The sequence below is a fragment of the Alteromonas sp. AWJ4_197 genome (genome assembly GCF_056160285.1).
The window spans coordinates 48,189-70,289 of record NZ_JBSWWW010000008.1 but is presented as its reverse complement, the minus strand read 5'-3'; the positions used below and the strand labels follow the sequence as shown (position 1 = coordinate 70,289).

Here is a 22,101-nt window from a genome sequence, read left to right as displayed (position 1 = left end):
ATGACGGTTACTATCTGATAATTGCTCAAATGATCAATTTTGTCCTAAGTGATTGCTCATTTGATCAATCAGGACGACTCATGCCCACGATACCTGAGCTGAATGTAAGGTGATAGTGTAGAAAAGTACTATTTTTTTTAACATTTAAGTTCGATTAGGTACTCATTTTTGATGATGATAAAATCATACTTAATTATCTTTTTCTTTTAAAATAGCATTAAATATCAATGATATGTTTTTATCTTTCTTGGTTGGCTTTGTTTTTGCTTTGTTAGTTTTTTGAGTGATAAATGTAAATTAAATGAAGACCCTGAGGAAAATAAAATGAAATTAAAAACCACCCCGCTCGTGCCGTTAAGATTAACTGCGCTCGCATCTACTTTGTGTATTGCAGTGACTAATCAAGCGAGTGCACAGGAGGATAATAAAGGCACTTTGGAAGTCATCAGTGTCACAGCCCAGAAAAGGGTAGAAAATGCACAAGAAGTTCCTATAGCAATTAGTGCTATTTCTGCAAATGGTATCCGCGATAATGATATTGGTAATGTAACTGAAGTGTCTGCTTTTATCCCCAACGTAGAGATGGACGCGACTTCGCCTTTTGCTGGTTCGTCGTCTGTTCTGAGTGCTTTTATTCGCGGGATCGGACAAAACGATTTTGCCTTTAATCTCGAACCGGGAGTGGGTCTCTATGTTGATGGTGTGTACTACGCCCGTACTCTTGGTGCCGTAGTTGATACTTTGAATCTTGAGCGAATTGAAGTATTGAAAGGCCCTCAGGGGACTTTATTTGGCAGGAACACTATTGGTGGTGCGCTTAACATAATATCAAGTCGTCCATCAGACGAATTTGCATTTAAATCGGAAGTGACTGTAGGCAGTTTTAACCGGCAAGATCTACGTGTGGCTGCCGATATTCCGCTTTCTGATGATTTACTGACTCAGGTCTCGTTTTCATCAAAACGAAGGGACGGTTACCAAAAGCGATTGAGATTTCCGGGCAGTGAAGCATTTGTAAACGACATCGGGCATTTCAACACTACTAAAAATCAGTTGACGTACGGAGATGCGGCGGGAGCTGAAAATGCAGTTAATGGTCGTATAAAAGCGGAATACATTGTATCAGACGATCTGACTTTAACATTATCAGCTGATTATACCGATACCGATGAAAGCGCTGCCCCTTCGACACTGATTTCAGTCGACAATACAGCCAGCCTTGCTTCATTATATAATACATGTATAAGTCTGGATACAGCTACACTTGATGGTATTGGCTTAGGCGCGGTATGTGGAACACGGGCAACTATCGGAACGGCACTGGCAGGAGCAAATGCAGATGACGACCCGTCAAATAATCGTCTGCCCATCGATGATCGATATATCACGGGTGATCCGGATATTACCTATGCCGCGGGCAGTAATTTCTCAGAGCTTGAAGCTTGGGGAACTGCTCTTACCGCAGAATGGGATCTCAACGGTGATCTGGGATTGAAATCGATTACTGCGTACCGTTCATTGGCGTCCAGCTTCGGCGTTGACAATTCAGGTGGGCCGTTCACGATGGTCGACACATCATTTTACATGGAGCAGAGCCAGTTTTCCGAAGAACTGCAACTGACCGGTACCGCATTTAACGACAAAATGAAATGGGTGACAGGTCTATATTATTTTACAGAAGAAGGCACACTCGTTGACACGCCTGTATTTGCTGCTGGTTTGGTTCAGGTTTACGGACCGAATGACTTGCAGAACGAAGCAGTAGCCGGGTTTGCGCACATTAATTATGAAATTAATGACAGATGGGGAGCGACCTTCGGGATCCGTTACACCCGTGAAGATAAAGAATTTGAAGGGAAGCAACTCGAGCTTAACCAGTTTGGCATAAAGGTGGGTTTTCCGTCTAGCCTCTATCCTGATCAAGATGACCTGACGAGAGTTTATCCATTAGGGAAAAATACGTTGTCGTTTGATGATACCTCTATACATCTCGGTTTTGAATATCATATTACTAAAGACATAATGAGCTACGCGTCATATTCTCAAGGCTTTAAATCCGGCGGGTGGACAACACGACTAACAGTACCCGAGCCCGGGAATGTGCCACCTACCTTTGAACCTGAAGAAGCCGACAGCTATGAATTGGGCATCAAGTCACGATTTTGGGACGGAGCGGCACAGGTCAATGCTGCTGCGTTTTACACTGATTATGACAATATTCAAATCACAGTAAATCGCGGACTATCTCCTTTCTTTGAGAACGCAGCGAAAGGCGAAATCGGCGGTCTTGAAGTGGAGGGTCAGTTTATCGTCACGGAAAATTTGTATGTGGATGCATCACTAGGCTATATAGATGCAAAATACACCGAATTGGAAGAGGGAGCTGTAATAGACGGAGATGCCAAATTCGTGAATACACCAGAATTCTCCAGCAGCCTGGGAGTTCGCTACCATTATATGCTTGAATCAGGTGCTGAATGGGTATGGATGGCGGACTGGGCATTCAGAACGGAGACAGCGAATGTCACTGAGAACTCGCCGGGGACGAATCAGCCTGCATATCATCTTGCAAATGCATCTGTGAAGTATATTTCCGCCGAAGGAAACTGGGATGTGTCACTCCGTGGCGAAAATATTACGGATAATCGCGTTATCGTCACAGGTTTCAGAAACAACGATGTGGGCACTACGCAAGTTGTGTACAACGCGCCGCGTATGTGGTCTTTGAATTTCAGTTTCCGTTACTGAAATAAGCATCCAGCGGACCGTAAGTGATATGCGGTCCGCTTTTAGTGTAAATCCCCACTAATCCCGCTACTCTTAGTTTATCCAGTTGTATAAGAATTTCCGGTCATGAAAAGGTACGAAAAACAAATTCACAACAAAGTCTCTCTTGCGGGACTCGTTTCGAAGGATGGATCTGGGGCACTGCACGGTTCATCATCAAAACTGGATGAATCTACCAGCCCGACTATTGATGAGCTGACCGAATGTTTATTTTTTTCACCCGGAGACGGGCGAATTTGGATGAATGACCAGCGCATGATATTGCTCCACGGAAAGTCTTTCGGAGCTTTAAGACAACAAATAATTGATACGCTTGGTCTGGATGAAGCAAGGAAGCTGTTTATGCGGGTAGGGTATTTGTCAGGTGCGAGGGATGGTGAACTGGTTAAATCTCAGTGGCCTGAAGCCGATCCTGCTTCAATATTTGCCGCAGGTACTAACTTGCACTCGCTTGAAGGCGCCGTGAAAGTGGAGACAGTACATTTTGAATTTGACAAATCGGAAGGTCTTTATGATGGCGAGTTTGTTTGGCACAACAGCCTTGAGGCAGAGCAGCATCTCACTTCCTATGGAGTTAGTAGCCAGCCTGTTTGCTGGATGGAAATCGGCTATGCTATCGGCTATGTCAGTTGTCTTCTTGGTACATTGGTTATTTTCCGCGAGTCCGGATGCCTCGGTATGGGGCATACCCATTGCAAGTTAGTAGGGAAGAATGCCAATAAATGGCCAGAGGGGCAGCAAGATGTAGATTTTCTTGTGAAACACCGAAAGAAAAAGAAAGGTGAACCATATTCCGAAAAAAACAGTTTTCCAGTTGCTCATGATGAGAGTGAGGAGCAGGAAAGTATGGTCGGTGTTTCCCCTGCCTTTCTGACAGTCAGTCATGCGCTTAGCAAAGTGGCGCGAACAAACGCTACGGTTTTGTTAACTGGTGAATCTGGAGTGGGTAAAGAGCTCTTTGCGCAACAATTGCATTATTCCAGTAAAAGGCACCGGTCCCCGTTTGTTGCTTTTAACTGTGCAGCTATTCCGGATAATCTTCTCGAAGCTGAATTGTTCGGTGTCGAAAAAGGTGCTTTTACAGGAGCAACACACAGCCGTGAAGGCCGCTTTGAACGGGCTGAAGGTGGGACTTTATTTCTCGATGAGCTGGGCACATTAAGCCTGTCCGGACAGAGCAAGTTACTCCGTGCTTTACAGGAGAAGGAGATCGAAAGAGTGGGCGGTACTAAACCTGTTTCTGTCGATGTCAGAGTTGTAGCTGCGACAAATTTGAATTTGTTAGATGCCGTTGAAAAGGGAGAATTTCGCGAAGATTTATATTACCGGTTAAATGTGTTTCCCATTGCTCTACCTCCTCTCAGGGAGAGGCGCGATGATATCCCACTGCTGGTCAATCATTTTTTCAAAAAATACTGCATCCTTCATGAAAAAAAACTATCCGGAATAACTCTCAGGGCCTCTCAAGCCTTACTAAACTATGATTTTCCGGGCAATATCAGAGAGCTGCAAAACATTGTTGAGCGCGGTGTCATATGGGCGGAAGACCACGATAGTGTCGATATACATCATATGTTTCACAAAGAGCCTTTACCTGAAAAATTTTTACTCTCAGTGAATGCACAGGGGCAGTTGGGTCAGCAATCAAATTATTCGTCAGAAAACATTTTAGAAAAAGTAGAAACTTTGCAATCCGGTGGCTTTTCCCTCGACTCTCTGGAGCGAACTTTGCTAAAAGAAGCGGTTTTACTGAACGATAATAATTTGTCCGCTGCGGCCCGAAAATTAGGTATCAGTCGTGCTCAGCTGGCCTACCGTATGAAAAAATACAATTTGGGTTAACGGAAAATTGCGCTCCTGAACGGAGCGCAAATTTAAGTCAGACAGATCTCTGTTTAGTTTTTCAATTCGCCACTGGCAGATTCGATGTGCGCTCTTACGAACCACTGGAACTGTTCCAGATCAGCCAGCTGACCGGTGATCATATCTTCTGATACAGGGTCCAGCTCTTCCAGTTCTTCAATAGCGTTACGGTGGTCGCCATTCACACCGTTGTACACGGCATCCAGCGCTACCAGGTGATCAGTGACCAGTGCCTTGCCAATCTTGTAGTCTTCCCATGAACGACCTTCAACAATCGCTTTAGGCGTACCGTGAGGTACTCCGCCAAGGGTAGCAATTCGTTCTGCAATGGTATCTGTCATATCGCGCACGGCATCGACCTGCGGGTCCAGCATTTCATGTACACCGATAAAATTCGGGCCAACCACGTTCCAGTGAATATGCTTCAGCGTAAGCTGTAAATCCAGCAGTGCCACCAGACGTTGTTCAAGCACAGCAACAGCTTTTTTAGCAGCGTCTTTTTTCATACCCGGTGCAGTAAATGCAGCAACATTACTCTTACTCATGATTTCTCCTGCTTTAGTCGTTTACGGCTGCAGACTCTCTGAGCGGGCAGCCTCTAAGTTAGTGAATTAGTAGCTGCAAACCACGTACCGGCTGTAACATTTTTCTCTTTTCACCTTTTAGAAAGCGGGCTGCAGAGGATTTTTAACGGATTGCGACAGAGGCAAAATGGCTGGCGGGTAAGAAAAACATGCAGACATCTGTAAATTGTGCAAAAAAAAGCAGCCCTGAAGGCTGCCTGATAAATGAATGTGCCGGGATGCAGACTTAACGCAATCTGGCAGCAAACGTCTTTTTAAACTTAGCCAGCTTAGGTGCCACTACCATGGCGCAGTATTGATTCTGCGGATTATTTTTGAAGTAATTCTGGTGGTAGTCTTCTGCCGGATAGTAATTATTAACTTCTGTTACCTCAGTAACGACGGGGTCAGGCCAAATCTCATCGTCATTAATTTCCTGAATAATTTTCTGTGCCTCATCCCGCTGGCTTTCGGAATGATAAAAGATTGCGCTGCGATACTGCGGGCCAGTGTCGTTCCCCTGGCGGTCAACCTGCGTGGGATTATGCAAAGCAAAGAAAATTTCGAGGATTTCACGGTAAGAAATGCTGGCCGGATCAAATTCAACCCGCACGACTTCAGCATGCCCGGTATCTTTTTTACAGACGGCCTCATAGGAAGGATTTTCAACGTGTCCGCCGGCATATCCGGAAATAGCGCTTATTACGCCTTCCACACTGTTGAATGCCGATTCAATACACCAGAAGCATCCTCCGCCGAGTGTCGCAGTTTCTGTCGTTGCCATTATTAAAGCTCCTGTTATCAGATTTCCTGTAATGTGGTTACGTTAGTCGCTGACTTCAACCTCAAGTTACGCTTTTTTAATCTCTGAATGATGTGCAACCGCGTACTATTATACAGGTAAAGTGGTACGTCGGGCCGGCGGTGATTCAGGCCCCGGTAAACGGAGAAATCATGAAAATCTTCTATGACAGTTACTGCCCCTTATGTTGTGCTGAAATGTCTCATATCAAAAAGCGTGATCAGCATGACAGGATCCAACTGGTAGATATTCAGGATCCTGCCTTCAGTGAGCATTATCCCGGGCTGGACAGAGCGCAACTGGATGCCAGAATTCACGTAGAGCTGGATAACGGTGAAATGGTTACCGGACTGGACGCTACCCACGCAGCCTGGCAGGCTGTAGGGCGGGGCTGGCTTTACGCGCCTCTTCGCTGGCCGGTGATCCGCATTGTTGCCGACATGGCCTACAACCTTTTTGCCAGAAACCGTTATACCATTTCCTATTTGCTCACCGGCCGCCGCCGGACCTGTGATGATGGCCAGTGCGGTTACAGGACGGACAAATAATATGGCGCATACTCACCTCATTATTGGCGCCGGCGGTGCTATCGGGCGGGCAGTGACAGAAGCACTGGCCGCCAGAGAGCCTCAAAGCCGTGTCTTTGCCGTCGCAAGGCAACACCAGCAGAGTTTTGAAGCCGGCAACGTGACTGCAATCACGCTGGAATCTGCAAATGAAGAAGCAGTAAACCAATGGACGGCTGAACAGAAAGCACGTGGCATCGTATTTTCGACAGTCATTTGTACCGCCGGGGTCCTGCATGGCGACGCAGGCGGCACGGAGGTGAGTCCTGAAAAGAAAATCGAAGACATCAGTGCGGATAAACTGCTGGCATACTTTTCGGTGAATACTGTGGTACCGGCAATCTGGCTGAAAGCACTTGTGAATGTGCTGGATAAAGAGAGAAGTACCATTGCATGCTTAAGTGCCCGGGTGGGCAGTATCAGTGATAACAGGCTGGGCGGCTGGTATGGCTACCGGGCCTCAAAGGCGGCACTGAATATGATGCTGAAAACCGCGGCTGCAGAATTTTCCCGCCGGAGTAAAAATACGGTGCTTATCAGCTACCATCCGGGCACAGTGGACAGTGCGTTGTCAGAACCATTTCAGGGCAACGTACCTGAGGGAAAACTCTTTACGCCTGCCTTTACTGCTTCACAGTTACTTGATTTCATTGACAAAGCGACGCCGGAAAATAATCCGCATTTCATCGACTGGGCGCATAAACCTGTTCCCTGGTAAGAGATCACTACACTGAGCCGGGCCGGAACAGGCCATTCCAGCGCTCAAATACGGGACATTCGGCAGGGACGCTGATACTATTCGCCCTTATATCCGCGTGAAAATGACAACGATATAACTGCCCAGGCACAGCTAAAAGTGCAGGTAGTGTGGGGAAGGTGACAGCCGGAATGACTTAGGGTAATCCGGTTGTCGCACGTGTGAACGACAATAATCTTCGTTGGAAGAATATAAAATCATCACCACCCGATTATAACAATAAGTGAAGAGGAAAGATGATATGAGCGGGGCGAGAGAACAGTTCGGATCGCGCATCGGATTCATTTTAGCCGCAGCCGGGTCTGCGGTAGGTATCGGTAACCTGGTCGGGTTTCCGGTGGGCGCTGCAAAAAATGGCGGTGGCGCTTTCTTGCTGATGTATGCCATTTTCGTTGTGGCTATCTGTTTGCCGGTAATGCTGGCAGAAATGTCAGTGGGCCGTCATGCCAGGAAAGATCCCTTAGGCGCATACCGGGATTTGAGTAATAACGACACGCACTGGAAGCTGGCCGGCTGGTTATCGATTATTACGCCGTTTATGATTGCCGTGTTTTATCTGGTGATCACGGTGTGGATATTCGGCTATCTGTACGAAATCATCACCGGTGATTTAGATATTCTGGCTAACCCGGATACCTTCGGCACCTTTATAAACAGCGAAAAAATCTTTGTCTACATGGCCGGTGTTGTGGCTGTGGTCTATCTGATCTTGCAGGGTGGTGTCAAAGAAGGTATCGAGAAAGCGGCCAAGCTGCTGATGCCAACATTGTTTATCATGCTGCTGTTGCTGGTGGGCTTCGTACTTATGCAGGACAACGCCATGAAAGGCGTAGAGTTCTACCTGGTACCTGATTTTTCTAAAATCAACGCATCGGTGATCAACGGGGCACTGTCTCAGGCATTTTTCTCTTTGTCACTGGGTATGGGGATCATGATCACCTACGGCAGCTATATCGATAAGCGTGCTGATGTGCCCGGGTCTGCCAAGCTGGTGGCTCTGACTGATACGGCTGTGGCGTTTACGGCGGGCCTGATGATTTTGCCGGCGATCTTCTCATTCGACCCGAATACCAATCCGGACGAACTCAGTGAGTCGTCAATCGGTATGATTTTCACGTTTTTGCCTAAGATATTCCTCGCTTTGCAGGACTCCATTGGCTATACCGGCGCTAGCATTGTGGCAGCGATTTTCTTCCTGCAGGTGTTTTTTGCGGCTATCACCTCACTGGTTTCGATTTTCGAAGTACCTGTGGCAGCGCTGATGGACGAGAAAGACATGGGGCGGAAGCCTGCACTGTTTGTACTGGGTGTTTTGATGGTTGTGCTTGCGGTGCTGTGTGCACTGTCGTTCGGTTACAACGCGTTTCTGACTGAGTTCGTCAGCTATGCCGGTGCGAAGAAATCGTTCTTTGATGTGGTGTATGACGTGTTTTACGACACCATTCTGCCGCTGAACGGCTTCTTAATTTGTATCTTCGTTATCTATCGCTGGAAGAAACATAACTTCAACAAGGCGCTGGATGAAGGTGCAGAGAACTACAAAGGCAGCTTCTTCGAGAAGTATGTTGATGTGTCAGTGGGCACTTTCATTCCGGTCATCCTGTTGCTGGTATTTATCAATACCGTGGCTGTAAAGTATTTCGGTCACAGCCTGTTCGGCTAATGATTCAAAGCATATCAAAGGGGCTGGCGTATTCCGGCGTCAGTCCCAGTGCTTCCCAGCAGTCTTTGCTGAGGATTTTCTTCCCGTCAGCAGCATTATTATGTTCAGCACTGAATTGCGGTGCAGGTAACGTCAGAGCCTCTGCTGCCCAACGGTAGTAGTCATCCCTGCGGGGATGCTCCAGACTGCAGAGTTGCATCAATGGGGGAAACGCTGAAGTACCGTCAACTTCCTTCAGAATACAAATCAGTGCGTTGACCACATCGGACACATGCACCAGGTTTACCGCCTGCTCGCCTTTATCCAGCGTTTTACCGGCCAGGAATTTTGCCGGATGACGGGAACCTCCCACCAGTCCGGCCAGACGAACCACATGAACGCGGGGATCCTGCCCGGCCAGTAAGAACCTTTCGATGTCGCAATGCACTTTGCCTGAATCTGTAGCCGGCGCTACAGGGGCGTTGACTGTCAGCTCTCCTTCAGCATTCCCGAACACAGAAGTGGTGCTGATGAAAATAAGCTTCTTTGTCCCTGCGTTCAGGAAGTCAGTCGCCAGAGCCGTCATTGCGCGGGTAAAGTCATCACCCACCGCTTTTTTTCGTCCCGGCGGAATATTCAGTATTACTGCGTTGTCAGCACTCTGTTTTATCAGTGATGTGGCATCATCACCCAGCGCGAACAACACCGGGGTCACGCCTTTTTCGCGCAGCGCGTCTGCCTTTTCCTGTGAACGGGTTGTACCGGTAATGGTTGCTTCAGGCAATGCATCAACCAGGAACTGACCCAGCCACCCACAGCCACACAGTGTGAGGTTAAGGGAGTGAATTGAGTTTGCAGATATATCAGACATAAAAAAGCCGGAAAACAAGTTTCCGGCAGTGTAGCACGATACGTATTTTTACATCTTTAAATCAGAGTCACTGTTGATGGTCAGCACATTCAGGTTTTCGAGGCCCGGAATGTGTTTTTGCATTTTAAGCTCGGCGTAATCGGCTTTTTTCAGCACTTCACACAGGGCGTCAGCGCGTTTTTCGATAGCCGCAGATTTTGCCTCAACACGCTGTTCGAAATCTTCTTCCCAGTTTTCCATGTGTTGTTCAAAGTTAGCAAAGTCTTCGTCACCGCTTAGCATGGCCTTGCCGATAGCAATCAGCAGGCGACCGGTGGAATTGGCAATGATGTTTTCTACCTGGTCTTCAAATTTGTTTTCCCAGCGTTCTGAAATCCAGCCATCTTCTTCGAAATCCTCACTGTTCATACGCACTTCACCGTCAACATCATAAAAATGGCTGTCCATTTCAGTACGCAAACCGGCAAACATTTCATTTAAATCCGTCACGATGCCGTTGTCCTCTCCCAGCAGTTCACCGAAGGCTTCATTGATGGAGTTGCCGGCAAGTTCCAGTGCGTCGTAGGTAATTTCCAGTGTCATTGGAATTGCCGTTTCAATGTTGTGGTAATAGTCATTCACCCATTGTTGCTGCTCGCTGGTCAGTGACACTGAGCGGTTGTTTACAGTCATCTGGCCTGAACCATTAATCACCACATGCTCGTCGTTGGCCGTAAAGAGCGTCAGTACGCCTTTTTGCCAGTTAACATCGCCCTGCAGGTTCATATCGCAGTGCTCAGAGTCCATGCCTGCGAAGGCGGGTGAAGCACAGAGGGCAGCGGTCATTGTCAGGGCAGCTAAAGTTTTCATGTCTCTTCCTTTTTAAATCTGTCGGTTGCGGCAGCTTGTCCGGCGGGTGGTGTTCCGGTAAACAGCCTGAATGATTCAGTAACGTTTGTGCTGATATAGCAACCCTGAGGCCAACTTTAAAAATTATTATTTATCAATGGTTTGCTTATGTTTTAAATAGAGTGAGATCGCATTTTTACTCTGTGGATTAGTGTAAATTCCGATAAAGTGGCGCAATTGACCAGGATCAAACAGACCTTGCACAGAGTGATGATTAATTACGCATTTTCAGGATTTTGTTGCATAATACAAGCAGACTGAAAACCTGCACTTTGTCTTCTGTATGACAGGCAGGTTTAAAAATGAAAAGAACAGTGAAGGGTAATGTGATGAGTGAGTGGATAAGTGCTGTTGGTTTTGGCGCCGGCCTGATTGCTTTTGTACTGGGTATGTCCAGTATTATCATGGGATTCATGAGTGCTAAAGCCGGGGCGGAAGGTATGCAGGAGAAAATTGAATATGGTTTCTTCGGCGTGTCAGGCCTGGTAGTTTGCGTACTGATGGCATACGCCCTTTCCTGATGTTTCCGGCAGATTTACTCTGCGCCGGAAAATCCTTTCAGATATTCCCATTGATTAAGGCTTGCCGGTGACGGCAAGCCTTAACTGTCTCTGCTATTGCGGACGGTCTCCCGCTGAACTTTCTTCTCCGTCCGCGTTATCCTTTGATTCCCTTTTGCCTTCATACACGGCTTCCGGGGCATCGTCATAGTGACTGGCCAGCATTAAATGGCTGTCCCGCTGATAAGCCCGTAAATCGAACATGGGCAGCATTGCCATAATATGATCGAAGATATCTGCCTGTACTTTCTCATAGGCAACCCACTCTTTCTTCGCACTGAAGCAGTAAACTTCCAGTGGTAACCCTAACTCGTTAGGGGGCATTTGTCTTACCATCAGAGTCAGTGACTGATTAATATTGGGGTGTTTCTGTAAATAGGCTTCCAGATATGCGCGGAAAGTGCCAATGTTGGTAAGTCGGCGGCTGTTCAGCAGGTCCGACTCATCAATGGAATAGTCTTTGTGGTACGCCTGCAGTTCTTTTACTTTCTTATCGATATACTCTGAGATGTAGCGGATCTTACTGAAGCGGGCCATCATATTGCTGTCGCAAAGTTTGATGGAATGAATATCGATGTAAACCGAGCGCTTGATCCTGCGTCCTCCCGATTCCTGCATACCCCGCCAGTTCTTGACCGCTTCTGTTGTCAGTGAATAGCTTGGCAGCGTAGAAATGGTCTTGTCCCAGTTCTGCACTTTCACATTTGTCAGACCGATTTCCAGTATTTCTCCGTCCACCTCAAATTTGGTGATTTGGATCCAGTCTCCGGTGTTAAACATCCGGTTCGCTGCAATCTGAATACCTGCCACAAAGCCTAAAATGGTGTCACGGAAAATGAGTAACAGTACCGCGGCCAGTGCAGTCAGGCCTGACATGATCAGCAGCGGGTTCTTGTCGACAATCAGTGAAACACACAGCAACAATACGATGACTGAGAAGAATAGTTTGGCGACCTGAATGAAGCCGGTTATTGATGCCCGTTTGGCCAGATAAGATGCGTTATACACATCCTGAACCGTGTTCAGCAGGGCAAATAAGCCGATAAGCGCTGTAATCATCATGTACAGCATGGAGGTTTTTATCATGAACCCGTGTAACAGGTTTTCTTCATTGATAAGTACCGGCGTCAGCAGAAAAATCACAATGGCCGGAACAAGGTGCGTTAACCGCCGGAAGAAACCGTGATTCAGTAATGCGTCGTCCCAGCTGTTTTTACTGCGTTTCACCAGCATGGCGATCTGCACTTTCAGCAGTATACGACTGACAATATAAAACACCGCTGCGACCAGCAGAATGCCGGAGATCGCAAGGGTGTTGTATAAAAGGGTATCTGTGGTGAGGTCCGGAAATATGTCTTTTACAGTGTGTACAAAGGTATCTCTGATTGAAGATGCAATCTGCACGTTCAGGGCTCCAGTAACTGATTAATCCTGCTGTCTTTATTTGTCCACAACTCATTCAGCCAGTGCTGAAACCGGATCCGGAATGAATCGTCGGCAAAGTAATCTCCCTGCGCTTCCACCGGTACAGTCAGTACGTTGACGTCTATAATGATGCGGGTCATCTGGCCGCTCAGCATGGACATCATCGGATGGGCTTCGTTATCAGGGTACAATAACGATATATCCAGCAGATTGGTAAAAAGATCGCCCATGGTAGCAAGTGTAAAGGCAATTCCCCCGGCTTTTGGTGGCAGCAAATGGGCAAACTGGCTTTTTCTGAGCTGGTGTTTCGCGCGGGTGAAGCGTGTGCCCTCGACGAAATTGATGACCGTTGTGGGCGAGGTTTTATACTTCTCACAGGAGCGGCGGGTGGTTTCAATATCCTGCCCTTTTTTGTGAGGATATTTCTCCAGATAAGACCGCGAATACCGTTTCATAAACGGCATATCCAGCGCCCATGCGCCCAGACCGACGAAAGGCAGCCAAATCAGTTCCTGTTTAAGAAAGAACTTGGGCGGCGGAATACGTTTACGGGAAAAGTCGATAAGCAGAATGATATCGAGGTAACTTAAGTGATTAGCAATCAGCAGATACCAGTTCTCCACTGATAATGTGCCGTCGATGCGGTAAATCACTTTTACCGGATTAAACAATTTGATCAGTAACACACTGATGTAACCAAAACACTGCATAGCAAAATGCATAAAGCCCATCAGCAAATGACGTATGGCCGGTACCGGAAGCACCAGCTTGAGCAGTCCGCAACTGATAATGATCGACGCCCAGAACCCCAGATTGATAATTTGCAACGGCGTGTGAATAACAAATATCAGGGGCGCCAGTAACTTTCTCATAGCGGAGCCTGTGTTGAGTTTAATGCAGCCAGGTGCTGGTCTTTCTGTTGCCAGCGTTCATTCAGCCATTGCTGAAAACGAGCTTTTTGCGCGGGATCAGTGAAGTAGGTGTCGTTGAAAAATCCGCCCTGCACAATATCTTTGATAGGCATTACCGACACATTTACGCGAATTTCTTTTACTTTACCGCACACGAAATCCCAGTAACTTGGTACGCCTGCAGGGTAGTCGATAGTGACATCGATCAGCTTGTGCAGTTGTTCGCCCATGGCGCTGAGTACGAAGGCAACACCACCGGCTTTTGGCTTGAGCAGGTGGGTAAAAGGCGAGGCTTGTCTGTCATGCTTACTTTTTGTAAAACGGGTGCCTTCTACAAAATTCATGATGCTTACCGGCTTCGACTTAAACTTCTCGCAGGCTTTACGGGTGGTTTCCATATCTTTGCCTTTAAGGTGCGGGTTTTTCGCCAGAAACGATTTGCTGTAGCGGCGCATAAACGGAAAATCCAGCGCCCACCAGGCCAGACCCAGTACCGGAACCCAGATAAGTTCCTGTTTCAGAAAGAATTTGAGAAACGGTATTTTACGGTTAAAAATACGCTGTAATACCAGAATGTCGACCCAGGACTGATGATTGGCGATCACCAGATACCAGTCGTCAGGGGCCAGGCTGTTGATCCCGTTAACAGACCAGCGGGTGCGGCTGAGCAGACGCTGGTTGAGATTGTTAACGGTTATCCATGCTGTCGCACAGGCATCCAGAGGATAAGATACAATTCGCCGCCACCACTGCACCGGTGGCAGTTTTAACAGGGATAGTATAAAAATAGGGATAAACCAGAAAACCGTATTGAAAAAATAGCCCAGCACTGACACAGTGCCACGCAAATGATAGCCAACAGCTTTAAGCATCGTCATTCACCTCTGAATTTTGGTGCTTAGTGTAAACGATGTTGATCTAAAATCCGATACACCCTATACCGGGAAATAAGGATTTACACGTAATTTGGCAGCACAATAGAGAAAAATATGGAATTAATCAGTGAAAATCGCGCATTTGGTGGACGTCATTGCCGTTACCGCCATGCTGCAAAAACAACAAATTGTGAAATGACCTTTGCGGTTTATCTGCCGCCTTTTGCCAGCGCAGAAAATCCCGTTCCGGTTTTATACTGGCTGTCAGGGTTAACCTGTACTGATGAAAACTTCATGCAGAAAGCCGGTGCAATGAAGATGGCTGCTGAGCTGGGTATGGCGATTGTGGCACCGGACACCAGCCCCAGGGGAGATGATGTGCCTGACGATGCAGACAAAGCCTATGACATGGGTAAAGGGGCCGGCTTTTATGTAAATGCGACACAGGCACCCTGGAATGAACATTATCAGATGTATGACTATGTCACGCAGGAGTTACCCGCTCTGATTGAAGCAAACCTGCCGGTGACACGTGAGAAGGCCATCAGCGGGCATTCCATGGGCGGACATGGCGCACTGGTTATCGGCTTGCGTAATCCGCAGCAGTATGTGTCTGTATCAGCGTTCAGTCCGATTGCGAATCCGTCAGATTGCCCATGGGGTGAAAAGGCGCTGGGCGGCTATCTGGGTGACGATAAATCAGCATGGCAAGCTTATGATGCAGCCATTCTGCTTGCTGAGAAGCAACACTACATTCCGTTACTGGTGGAGCAGGGACGTGCCGATCAGTTTCTTGAAGAACAATTAAAGCCTCAGGCGCTAATTAATGCAGCTCAGAAGAGTGATACGCAACTGACGCTGAATATGCATGAAGGCTATGACCACAGCTATTTCTTCATCGCGTCTTTTATCGAAGAACACCTGCAATTTCATGCCAGCCATTTGGGCATAGGCGGGTTATAAAGAGGTATAATCAGTTCTTCGCAGCAGGCGGATCAGCCGGCTGCGAAGCGCTTTTCAATCTCTTCTACCGGTAAGGGATGGTCGAATAAATAGCCCTGACCGGACACGCACTGTTCATCAAGCAGGAAGTGTTGTTGTTCGCCGGTTTCCACACCTTCAGCCACCACCTGCAAATTCAGATTACCGGCAAGCCCTAAAATGGCTTTGATTATCGCCCTGTCGCCTTCACTGGTCATGGCATCCTGGATAAATGAGCGGTCAATTTTCAGCTCATCCAGAGGCAACTGTTTTAAGTAAACTAGCGAACTGAATCCTGTACCAAAATCGTCAATCGATATGGTAACACCCATATTCCGCAACGTTTTCAGCACCGCTGCAACAGTATTTAAATTGTTGATGAACGAGGTTTCAGTAATCTCGATGGCCAGGTTAGATGCTGAAATACCGTGTCTTTTAATCGCTGCCTGAATGTTGCCGGTGAAATCCTGCGATATGATCTGGCGGCCGGAAATATTCATGGCAATACGCACATCAGGCACATAGCGAATCATTCGTCTGGCCGTGCTGCACACTTTATCCAGCAACCATTCACCAAAAGGGAAAATAAGCTCAGAACGTTCCGCCAGCGAAATGAATACATCCGGCGGCACATATTCATCGTTTCTCTTCCAGCGGGCGAGGGCTTCATACTTGAGCAGCTTGCCGGAAGATAAGTCGACAATAGGCTGAAGGTAAATATCCAGCGTATCTTCTGCAATCGCTCTGGCAAACGCGGCTTCCATTTCGGCCAGTTCAACCTGTTTTTGCTTGTGCATGGGGTGGAACAGTGTGACTTTATTTTTACCTGCGTATTTGGCAAATTGCAGAGCGTAGCCGGCGTTCTGCATCAAACCTTCGGGCGATTTGGCATGTTCAGGGAACGTCGCCATGCCAATGTTGGTGGATAAGGTGGTTTGAATACTGCCTAAAGACAGGTAGGTGTGTTCGAGAACACCGGTTATGCCTCTGGCGATATCGTACAACGCAGTCTCATTACCTGCGCTCACCGGTGTCATCACCGCAAATTCGTTGCCGCCAATTCTGGCCAGACGGCCTTCTTCACCAACAAAGCCGTGTAAACGCTTTGCCACACTCTTTAAAATATCGTCGCCGGAGCGGTAGCCCAGGCTTTCATTGACCTTTCTGAATTCACAGATATCAATGACAAACAGGCCAAAGTTTTCGTCCTTTTCGACCCAGGCTGTCATTTCTTTTTTCAATGCCTGACGGGAAAGGGTTTGAGTGAGTGAATCTTTGTCCAGCTGCACCGGACTGTACTGACTGGTGTGCTGGATATGTGACATGTCGGTCAGCAAAAATACCCAGTGAGAAACATGAATATGCTGCATCACAGGGGCGATGGTAAGTTGCAGCCACCGGCCACCATCAGGAGAGTTCATCCAGAATACTTCGCCGCGCCAGGCGGTTTGTCTTTCTTCCAGCGTCGATAAAAACATCTCATCCAGCTGAACATCTTTTATCAGTTGCAACAAACGGTGAACACAGACATCTGCATTTTGTGCACGGAAAAACTGCCGTGCCACACCATTATCCAGAAACAGTTGTTTGTTAGCGTCCAGTATCACCACGCCTGTACTGAGATGGTGAATTGTCTGGCGTATGGCCTGCTGCTGGCCCTTACATTCCCGCGCTTCTTTCAGCGCTTTCTGTAATTTTTCAGTAAGGTAATCCTGCTGGCTGATCACCGCATGGTGGGTCAGCAGTAATTCTCTGGCAGATTGCAGGGATTGCTGGCGGTAGGCAAATTCTTTATTGACGTTCTTGATGGCCAGGAATCGTCCGCCTTTTCCATCGTTGATAGCGATAGCCTCAAGGCGCAGGGATTCATGTTCTGTGGTTTCGGTCCAGAAGCCTGAAGTCAGATTTGCAGGAAGGGAAGTTGACCAGCAATCGCCGGCATCAATAAGAAAATCTTCGAGAAACAGACTGCGAACGGATTCAATATCCAGTGACAGTTCATTGACCTTCACAAGGTCGGTTACCCAATGCACCGTTGGTGTGAGGCAATTCAGCTCATCACGCTCATTCAGCTCAAATATTGCACAGTCCGTGATGCCAAGTGCATTGAGGTGGAAAATGTCCATATCTACACCGTAAGTTCCGCTAACTCCTGAAAGAGTCGCTCAACATTTTCGCCGGTTTTGGCGCTGGTTTTAATGGCGGCACTGAACAAATTCTCCCGTTCAGCGACTTCGTCTTCACTCCAGTACCATTCACTGGGAAGGTCTGCTTTATTGACGACAAAAAAGGCCGGCGTATCAGGAAATTCTGCCCGCGCCGACTCATAAATATCCATACCTTCAAGCAACGACTGGGAGCGGGTCTGGTCAACCACAATGACAAAGGCTGCGGCACCACGCAGGTAGCGTGGATTAAAACCACAATAGCGGTCAACGCCTTCAATATCCCAGATAAGAAGCTGGGCCGTTTTATCGCCCGCGGAGACTTCTTTTTTGTCGATTTTTACGCCGATAGTTGTGAGATATTTCTCTGAAAAAATGCCATCGACGAACTGTCTTACCAGGCTGGTTTTACCCACTCCGGTCGGGCCTAGCAGACAGATCTTTTTTTGTATCACTGACGGTTACCTTCTTCTGATCCTGTTTTCTTCCCTTTACCAGCCTCTGCAGGTGTTAACAGAGCATGAAAGAATACCATCCGGCTATTACTGCCGCGGGCTAAATCCAGTTGTCCCAAACCTTTGGTGTGCAGCACAGAGTGTTCCACGCCCGCTTCAGTCAGAGCTTGCTTCACTGACTGGGCACGTGATTCACTCAATAGCATATTTTTGACTGATGTACCCGAATTATCGCTGCCACCGAGAATAAATACACTGAGGGTTTGCCCTGATTGTTCAGCGATATTTTGCAGGTTAATGATGGTTTGGGCAATATCGCCAATAGTCGCATCATTTTCTTTCGACCACCGGGACTGGTTCATGTCAAAGAACAGCGTGTAACCTGACAGTGTGGTTGCCAGAGACCCGGCCAGAGCATTCAGTGCTAACGCGTCATTAACGGGAGTACTTTCTTCCAGAACTACTTTGGTGGTATCGGGGAATACGGTTTCAATGCCCGCAATGCTGTGCAGAGCGCGGAGGAATTGTTGCCAGTCACTGCTGCTGATCGTGCCGGACAGTGCCGGCTGTTCATTGTTGGTGAACGTCAGTGCAGGAAAACGCGAGGCCAGCTGTTGTATTTTCGCCGGGATAAGACGGTCATCTTTTGACTCAAACGGCGTTTCTTTAATATCGACAACGGAAGAGTCAATGTCGAGCCCTGCAAGCCATTGCGCGACCCCGGTGGCAGCCGGATCTCTTAATACTGAGAGAATAATCTGATTTCCGTCTGTTTGTGTGTTCAGCATCACAATGCCGGCCGGAGGCTCACTCTTAGCGATGGTGGATGACGTGATGGCAAGGTCGATGCGTAAAAATGCCAGATAGCCGGCAACAACCAATAGTCCGGCGAGAATAAATGCACCGGCACCGGCCTGTTTTTTCTTTTCCTGCGTCGTTTTTTGCTCACTGATCAGGCATTCCTGCAGCATGGCATCGCTGGTGGCGAACGGACCGTTGTCGCCCTGGTATTTTTGCAGTGGTGACTGATAAAAGCGATGAAACTCTTCCAGAGTGTCCTGCAGTTTATGTCGCATGCGTGGCGACACATGGCCGCTGACAGCAGCGACAAGAATCACCTGGGGACCGACCTTAATAAGCAGGGTAAAATCGTCGGTTTTAATTTCTCCCAGTTCGGTTTCTTCTGCCTGATTATCCTGACTGAATGCATCAGCGACAAAATCGCTGATAGCAACCAGCATGGAAGAAATCAGGTCACCGTCTTTCGCATTTCCCGGATGACTGGTGACACTATTTAACAGGGTGCCGGTTTCACGGTGAATAGCCAGAACCTGATGCACCTGATATTGATAAATTTGCGAAGCAACATAATCAGAATAGGGGACACCTGAGCGCCACGCTTTAAAGCGCCACTTCACACTTTTAGCTGAAAAGCTGTGTTCAATAAGGGTGTTTGTACGCTCAATGAATTCGATGAGAAACGCTGATACGGCTTTTCTGATCAGCGAGCCGACAAGAGGGTAGAGTGCGCCGACAATTTTATCACTGTTAGCCTCCACTGAGCGGTGCAGTGATTTTTCGATCAGGGGGACCAGCACTTTGTTCACTGAGCCATCCTGACTCTCACGCTCATTCAGTGCTTCAGATACCACATCAGACACCATGCCTTTTGCATTGCGTCTGACAATATTTTCTACGAATTTTTCATCCCCACCAATGATTAACGACCTGACGTCGTCCATTGTGTGCGCATCCTCATCCGTTGGCGGCACAAAATTGCTCATGGGCGTCAGGGTTGATCAGTGGCAAGATTCGAGGCCATGGTAGACAGCAGGCTTGCCAGGGTTTTGCGGTCGGTTTTGCTGGAAGACAATTCTTCGGTCACTTGCTGCAAACGCTCTAACAGCGCTTCGTGACGTTTGTTGAACAAGGTTTCCATGGCATCCATTTCTTTGGATAGCTTGCTTTCCAGTTTACTGGTGTCGTCCTGCGCGGCGGCTTCAGCCATCTCAAGCTCAGATTTCAGCGTATCGTGAAGGCCTTTCAGGTTTTCCTGGGCTTGCTGGTGTTGCGAATTGTCGGCTGAGAGTTGTTCAGACAGTGCAGTAAACTGTGTTTCAATGGTTTTATTCAGCGAAGCCACATGATTTTCCAGTTTTTGATTCAATGCTGAAAAACTACTTTCCAGTTTTTCATCCAGAGATGCGAGTTGCTGCTGAAAATCCCGGCTGGACTGGCCGAACAAAATTTCACGGAGCTGACCTAATTCTGATTTGTCAGCTGTTGATGCCTGAGGTGCATCATTATTCTTATCTTTTGCCATTTGTCCGCTCCTCCTGACAGTGCGGCGTCCTTACCTGGTACAAATGTACCCTGAAAGAAAAACCTGATCCAGCAGCATCGCCCACCGGTAGCAATATATTGGTCTAATGGATAAGTTTGAGACGGTCAGACGACGTCAATATTGGCGGCTGAGTGCAATCCAGGCGGCTTTGTGTTCGCTGACCGCCTTATTGATAGCGCCGGACATCGTCATAAAATGCCGCATTTTCATTTTCTTAAGCAGAACAAATGAATAGTCTGCTGGAAGTCCTGCGGCGGCAAGAAAAGCATTCAGCCAGTCTGGATGCGACGATTGTTGCGGTTCATCCATTTTATTGAGTAAAACATAAGCGCTGATCGCCAGTTGCTCACGGGCATGGCGGATTTGATAGACAGCAAATCCGTTTACCGCAACCAGCAGGGTGATTATTACCATGTTAAGAGGTGAAAAAAGCGTGCTGAGATTGGGGTAGGCGCTACGGTAAGGCACATACAAATCATCAAAATTCAGCCAGGTATAACCGAACACTACCGCCAGAGTCAGTAACGTAAATAGCTGAACCCATATCAGCCGGTACTGACAGCGGGACTTACGGCTTAATGCATTTTCCAGTTCCGAAGGTTGTTGTCTGATTGTGCTCACTCCAGCAACGGCCCGGTTGAATTGCGGACGACGAGTTCGGAAGGTGAAAGGGGTAATTCCCGTTTCGCCTGGTGACGGATGATCTGTTCAATCAGTATAGTCGCCGCATTGTAGCCAAGTTCGGCAACAGGTTGCTTAATGGTGGTAAGCGGCGGCCAAAGGTTGAGGGCTGCAGGGTCGTCATCGAAACCCACCACACTCAGATCATACGGGATACGCAATTTCAGCTGGGAGGCAATCCGGTACACCACGGCCGCAGAAGCGTCGTTGGCGGTAAAAATAGCGGTGGGGCGGTTTTCCTGACACAGTAATTTCCGGCAGGCCTGTTCCAACGTGTTCTCACCATATACAAACTGTGCAACCCAGTCCGGATTTTCTTCGATGCCGTATTTTGTCAGCGCCTGTTGATAGCCCTCGTAACGCCATTTACCGGCTGCGTGGCCTACCAGGTAGTTGAGAAAGCCGATTTTGCTGTGGCCCAGGTTAATCAGGTGTTCCACAGCCAGTTGCGCTCCTTCTACCTCATCACTGTGCAGGCAATACGAGGATATATCGTCCAGAGAAGCGATTTTTACAATAGGCGTGCCTGTTTCTTCCAGTGCTGCGATAACAGCCTGATCTTCACACAAAGGTGGTACGACAATAAATCCGTCAACATTGGAACGTTCAACCATGTGCCGCAAGGTAGTGGTAATTTCACCTGCGGGATTTTCTGATGCAAAAGGGCGTATCAATAAATCGTAGCCCAGTTTATCGCAGGCTTTTATCGCGCCGTTCAGGATGAGGCTGCCGTAAAAGTTGGTAGGATAATCGATATAAAGTACACCAATCAGATAAGATTGATTGGTTCTTAACCTGCGGGCATTCAGGTTAGGAATGTAATCTAATTTTTTGATCGCGGTGGTAACGGCATCACGGGTTTCTTTGCGCACACCGGGTTCGTTATTTAACACCCTGGAGACCGTTTTCTTTGAAACACCGGCGGCTTTTGCCACATCACCAATTGTCGCTTTACTCATCTTTTG

Annotated in this window: 20 protein-coding genes; 7 read left to right on the top strand and 13 right to left on the bottom strand. The window is 47.8% G+C overall.

The genetic code is table 11. From position 1 onward, the window contains the following. Positions 1–324 precede the first annotated feature (324 nt). Together ACXAGC_RS18230 and ACXAGC_RS18225 are read left to right on the top strand one after the other, a co-directional pair. Positions 325–2,748: a TonB-dependent receptor gene (locus ACXAGC_RS18230; protein WP_474846098.1), complete on the top strand. Its 2,424-nt coding sequence runs from the start codon at positions 325–327 to the stop codon at positions 2,746–2,748. 105 nt (positions 2,749–2,853) lie between these two features. Next, the gene (locus ACXAGC_RS18225; RefSeq protein WP_474846096.1) at positions 2,854–4,629 is read left to right on the top strand and encodes a sigma 54-interacting transcriptional regulator; all 1,776 of its coding nucleotides are present in this window, start codon (positions 2,854–2,856) and stop codon (positions 4,627–4,629) included. A 53-nt stretch (positions 4,630–4,682) separates the two neighbouring features. Here ACXAGC_RS18225 and dps read toward each other — a convergent pair whose 3' ends face one another. Together dps and msrA are read right to left on the bottom strand one after the other, a co-directional pair. After that, positions 4,683–5,195, bottom strand: a complete 513-nt coding sequence (dps, locus tag ACXAGC_RS18220) for a DNA starvation/stationary phase protection protein Dps (protein ID WP_474846094.1) — start codon at positions 5,193–5,195, stop codon at positions 4,683–4,685. 265 nt (positions 5,196–5,460) lie between these two features. Next, on the bottom strand, positions 5,461–5,997 hold the full coding sequence (gene msrA / locus ACXAGC_RS18215; protein ID WP_474846092.1) for a peptide-methionine (S)-S-oxide reductase MsrA: 537 nt from the start codon (positions 5,995–5,997) through the stop codon (positions 5,461–5,463). Between the two features lie 170 nt (positions 5,998–6,167). Here msrA and ACXAGC_RS18210 point away from each other — a divergent pair, with 170 nt between their 5' ends. From ACXAGC_RS18210 to ACXAGC_RS18200, 3 genes are all read left to right on the top strand, one after another. Further along, positions 6,168–6,563 (top strand): thiol-disulfide oxidoreductase DCC family protein, encoded by a 396-nt coding sequence (locus ACXAGC_RS18210; RefSeq protein ID WP_474846090.1) that lies wholly within the window; start codon positions 6,168–6,170, stop codon positions 6,561–6,563. A gap of 1 nt (position 6,564) precedes the next feature. Then, positions 6,565–7,299 (top strand): SDR family NAD(P)-dependent oxidoreductase, encoded by a 735-nt coding sequence (locus ACXAGC_RS18205; protein WP_474846088.1) that lies wholly within the window; start codon positions 6,565–6,567, stop codon positions 7,297–7,299. Positions 7,300–7,579: 280 nt separating this feature from the next. After that, a complete protein-coding gene (locus ACXAGC_RS18200; protein WP_474846086.1) occupies positions 7,580–9,001 on the top strand; it encodes a sodium-dependent transporter in 1,422 nt (473 codons plus the stop codon). A gap of 4 nt (positions 9,002–9,005) precedes the next feature. Here ACXAGC_RS18200 and ACXAGC_RS18195 read toward each other — a convergent pair whose 3' ends face one another. Together ACXAGC_RS18195 and ACXAGC_RS18190 are read right to left on the bottom strand one after the other, a co-directional pair. Beyond that, positions 9,006–9,851: an NAD-dependent epimerase/dehydratase family protein gene (locus ACXAGC_RS18195; RefSeq protein ID WP_474846084.1), complete on the bottom strand. Its 846-nt coding sequence runs from the start codon at positions 9,849–9,851 to the stop codon at positions 9,006–9,008. A 48-nt stretch (positions 9,852–9,899) separates the two neighbouring features. Next, positions 9,900–10,700, bottom strand: a complete 801-nt coding sequence (locus ACXAGC_RS18190) for a DUF2884 family protein (RefSeq protein WP_474846083.1) — start codon at positions 10,698–10,700, stop codon at positions 9,900–9,902. A gap of 368 nt (positions 10,701–11,068) precedes the next feature. Here ACXAGC_RS18190 and ACXAGC_RS18185 point away from each other — a divergent pair, with 368 nt between their 5' ends. Next, a complete protein-coding gene (locus ACXAGC_RS18185) occupies positions 11,069–11,260 on the top strand; it encodes a hypothetical protein (RefSeq protein ID WP_119503482.1) in 192 nt (63 codons plus the stop codon). A gap of 93 nt (positions 11,261–11,353) precedes the next feature. On the opposite strand, the gene ACXAGC_RS18180 is transcribed toward ACXAGC_RS18185, so the two are convergent. Genes ACXAGC_RS18180 through ACXAGC_RS18170 form a run of 3 tightly spaced genes read right to left on the bottom strand, consistent with a single transcriptional unit; the run spans position 11,354 to position 14,507 of the window. After that, the gene (locus ACXAGC_RS18180) at positions 11,354–12,703 is read right to left on the bottom strand and encodes a mechanosensitive ion channel family protein (RefSeq protein ID WP_474846081.1); all 1,350 of its coding nucleotides are present in this window, start codon (positions 12,701–12,703) and stop codon (positions 11,354–11,356) included. A gap of 2 nt (positions 12,704–12,705) precedes the next feature. Continuing rightward, positions 12,706–13,596, bottom strand: coding sequence for an acyltransferase (locus tag ACXAGC_RS18175; RefSeq protein WP_474846079.1), 891 nt, complete (start codon positions 13,594–13,596; stop codon positions 12,706–12,708). Continuing rightward, on the bottom strand, positions 13,593–14,507 hold the full coding sequence (locus tag ACXAGC_RS18170; protein WP_474846077.1) for an acyltransferase: 915 nt from the start codon (positions 14,505–14,507) through the stop codon (positions 13,593–13,595). Before ACXAGC_RS18170 ends, ACXAGC_RS18175 begins: the two co-directional genes overlap by 4 nt. Before the next feature lie 117 nt (positions 14,508–14,624). Here ACXAGC_RS18170 and fghA point away from each other — a divergent pair, with 117 nt between their 5' ends. Beyond that, positions 14,625–15,473: an S-formylglutathione hydrolase gene (gene fghA, locus ACXAGC_RS18165; RefSeq protein WP_474846075.1), complete on the top strand. Its 849-nt coding sequence runs from the start codon at positions 14,625–14,627 to the stop codon at positions 15,471–15,473. Positions 15,474–15,505: 32 nt separating this feature from the next. Here the strand turns inward: fghA and ACXAGC_RS18160 are convergent, their stop codons facing one another. The 6 genes from ACXAGC_RS18160 to ACXAGC_RS18135 form a co-directional block, all read right to left on the bottom strand. Further along, positions 15,506–17,617: a putative bifunctional diguanylate cyclase/phosphodiesterase gene (locus ACXAGC_RS18160; protein ID WP_474846073.1), complete on the bottom strand. Its 2,112-nt coding sequence runs from the start codon at positions 17,615–17,617 to the stop codon at positions 15,506–15,508. A 2-nt stretch (positions 17,618–17,619) separates the two neighbouring features. Continuing rightward, the gene (locus tag ACXAGC_RS18155; RefSeq protein WP_474846071.1) at positions 17,620–18,111 is read right to left on the bottom strand and encodes a Rab family GTPase; all 492 of its coding nucleotides are present in this window, start codon (positions 18,109–18,111) and stop codon (positions 17,620–17,622) included. Continuing rightward, positions 18,108–19,895, bottom strand: a complete 1,788-nt coding sequence (locus ACXAGC_RS18150) for an OmpA family protein (RefSeq protein ID WP_474846069.1) — start codon at positions 19,893–19,895, stop codon at positions 18,108–18,110. The genes ACXAGC_RS18155 and ACXAGC_RS18150 overlap by 4 nt, the downstream gene beginning before the upstream one ends. Before the next feature lie 5 nt (positions 19,896–19,900). Continuing rightward, positions 19,901–20,434, bottom strand: a complete 534-nt coding sequence (locus tag ACXAGC_RS18145) for a hypothetical protein (RefSeq protein ID WP_474846067.1) — start codon at positions 20,432–20,434, stop codon at positions 19,901–19,903. A gap of 135 nt (positions 20,435–20,569) precedes the next feature. Then, positions 20,570–21,076 (bottom strand): hypothetical protein, encoded by a 507-nt coding sequence (locus ACXAGC_RS18140; protein WP_474846065.1) that lies wholly within the window; start codon positions 21,074–21,076, stop codon positions 20,570–20,572. Beyond that, complete coding sequence (locus ACXAGC_RS18135; RefSeq protein ID WP_474846063.1) at positions 21,073–22,095, bottom strand: LacI family DNA-binding transcriptional regulator; 1,023 nt, start codon at positions 22,093–22,095, stop codon at positions 21,073–21,075. Before ACXAGC_RS18135 ends, ACXAGC_RS18140 begins: the two co-directional genes overlap by 4 nt. Between the last annotated feature and the right edge of the window lie 6 nt (positions 22,096–22,101).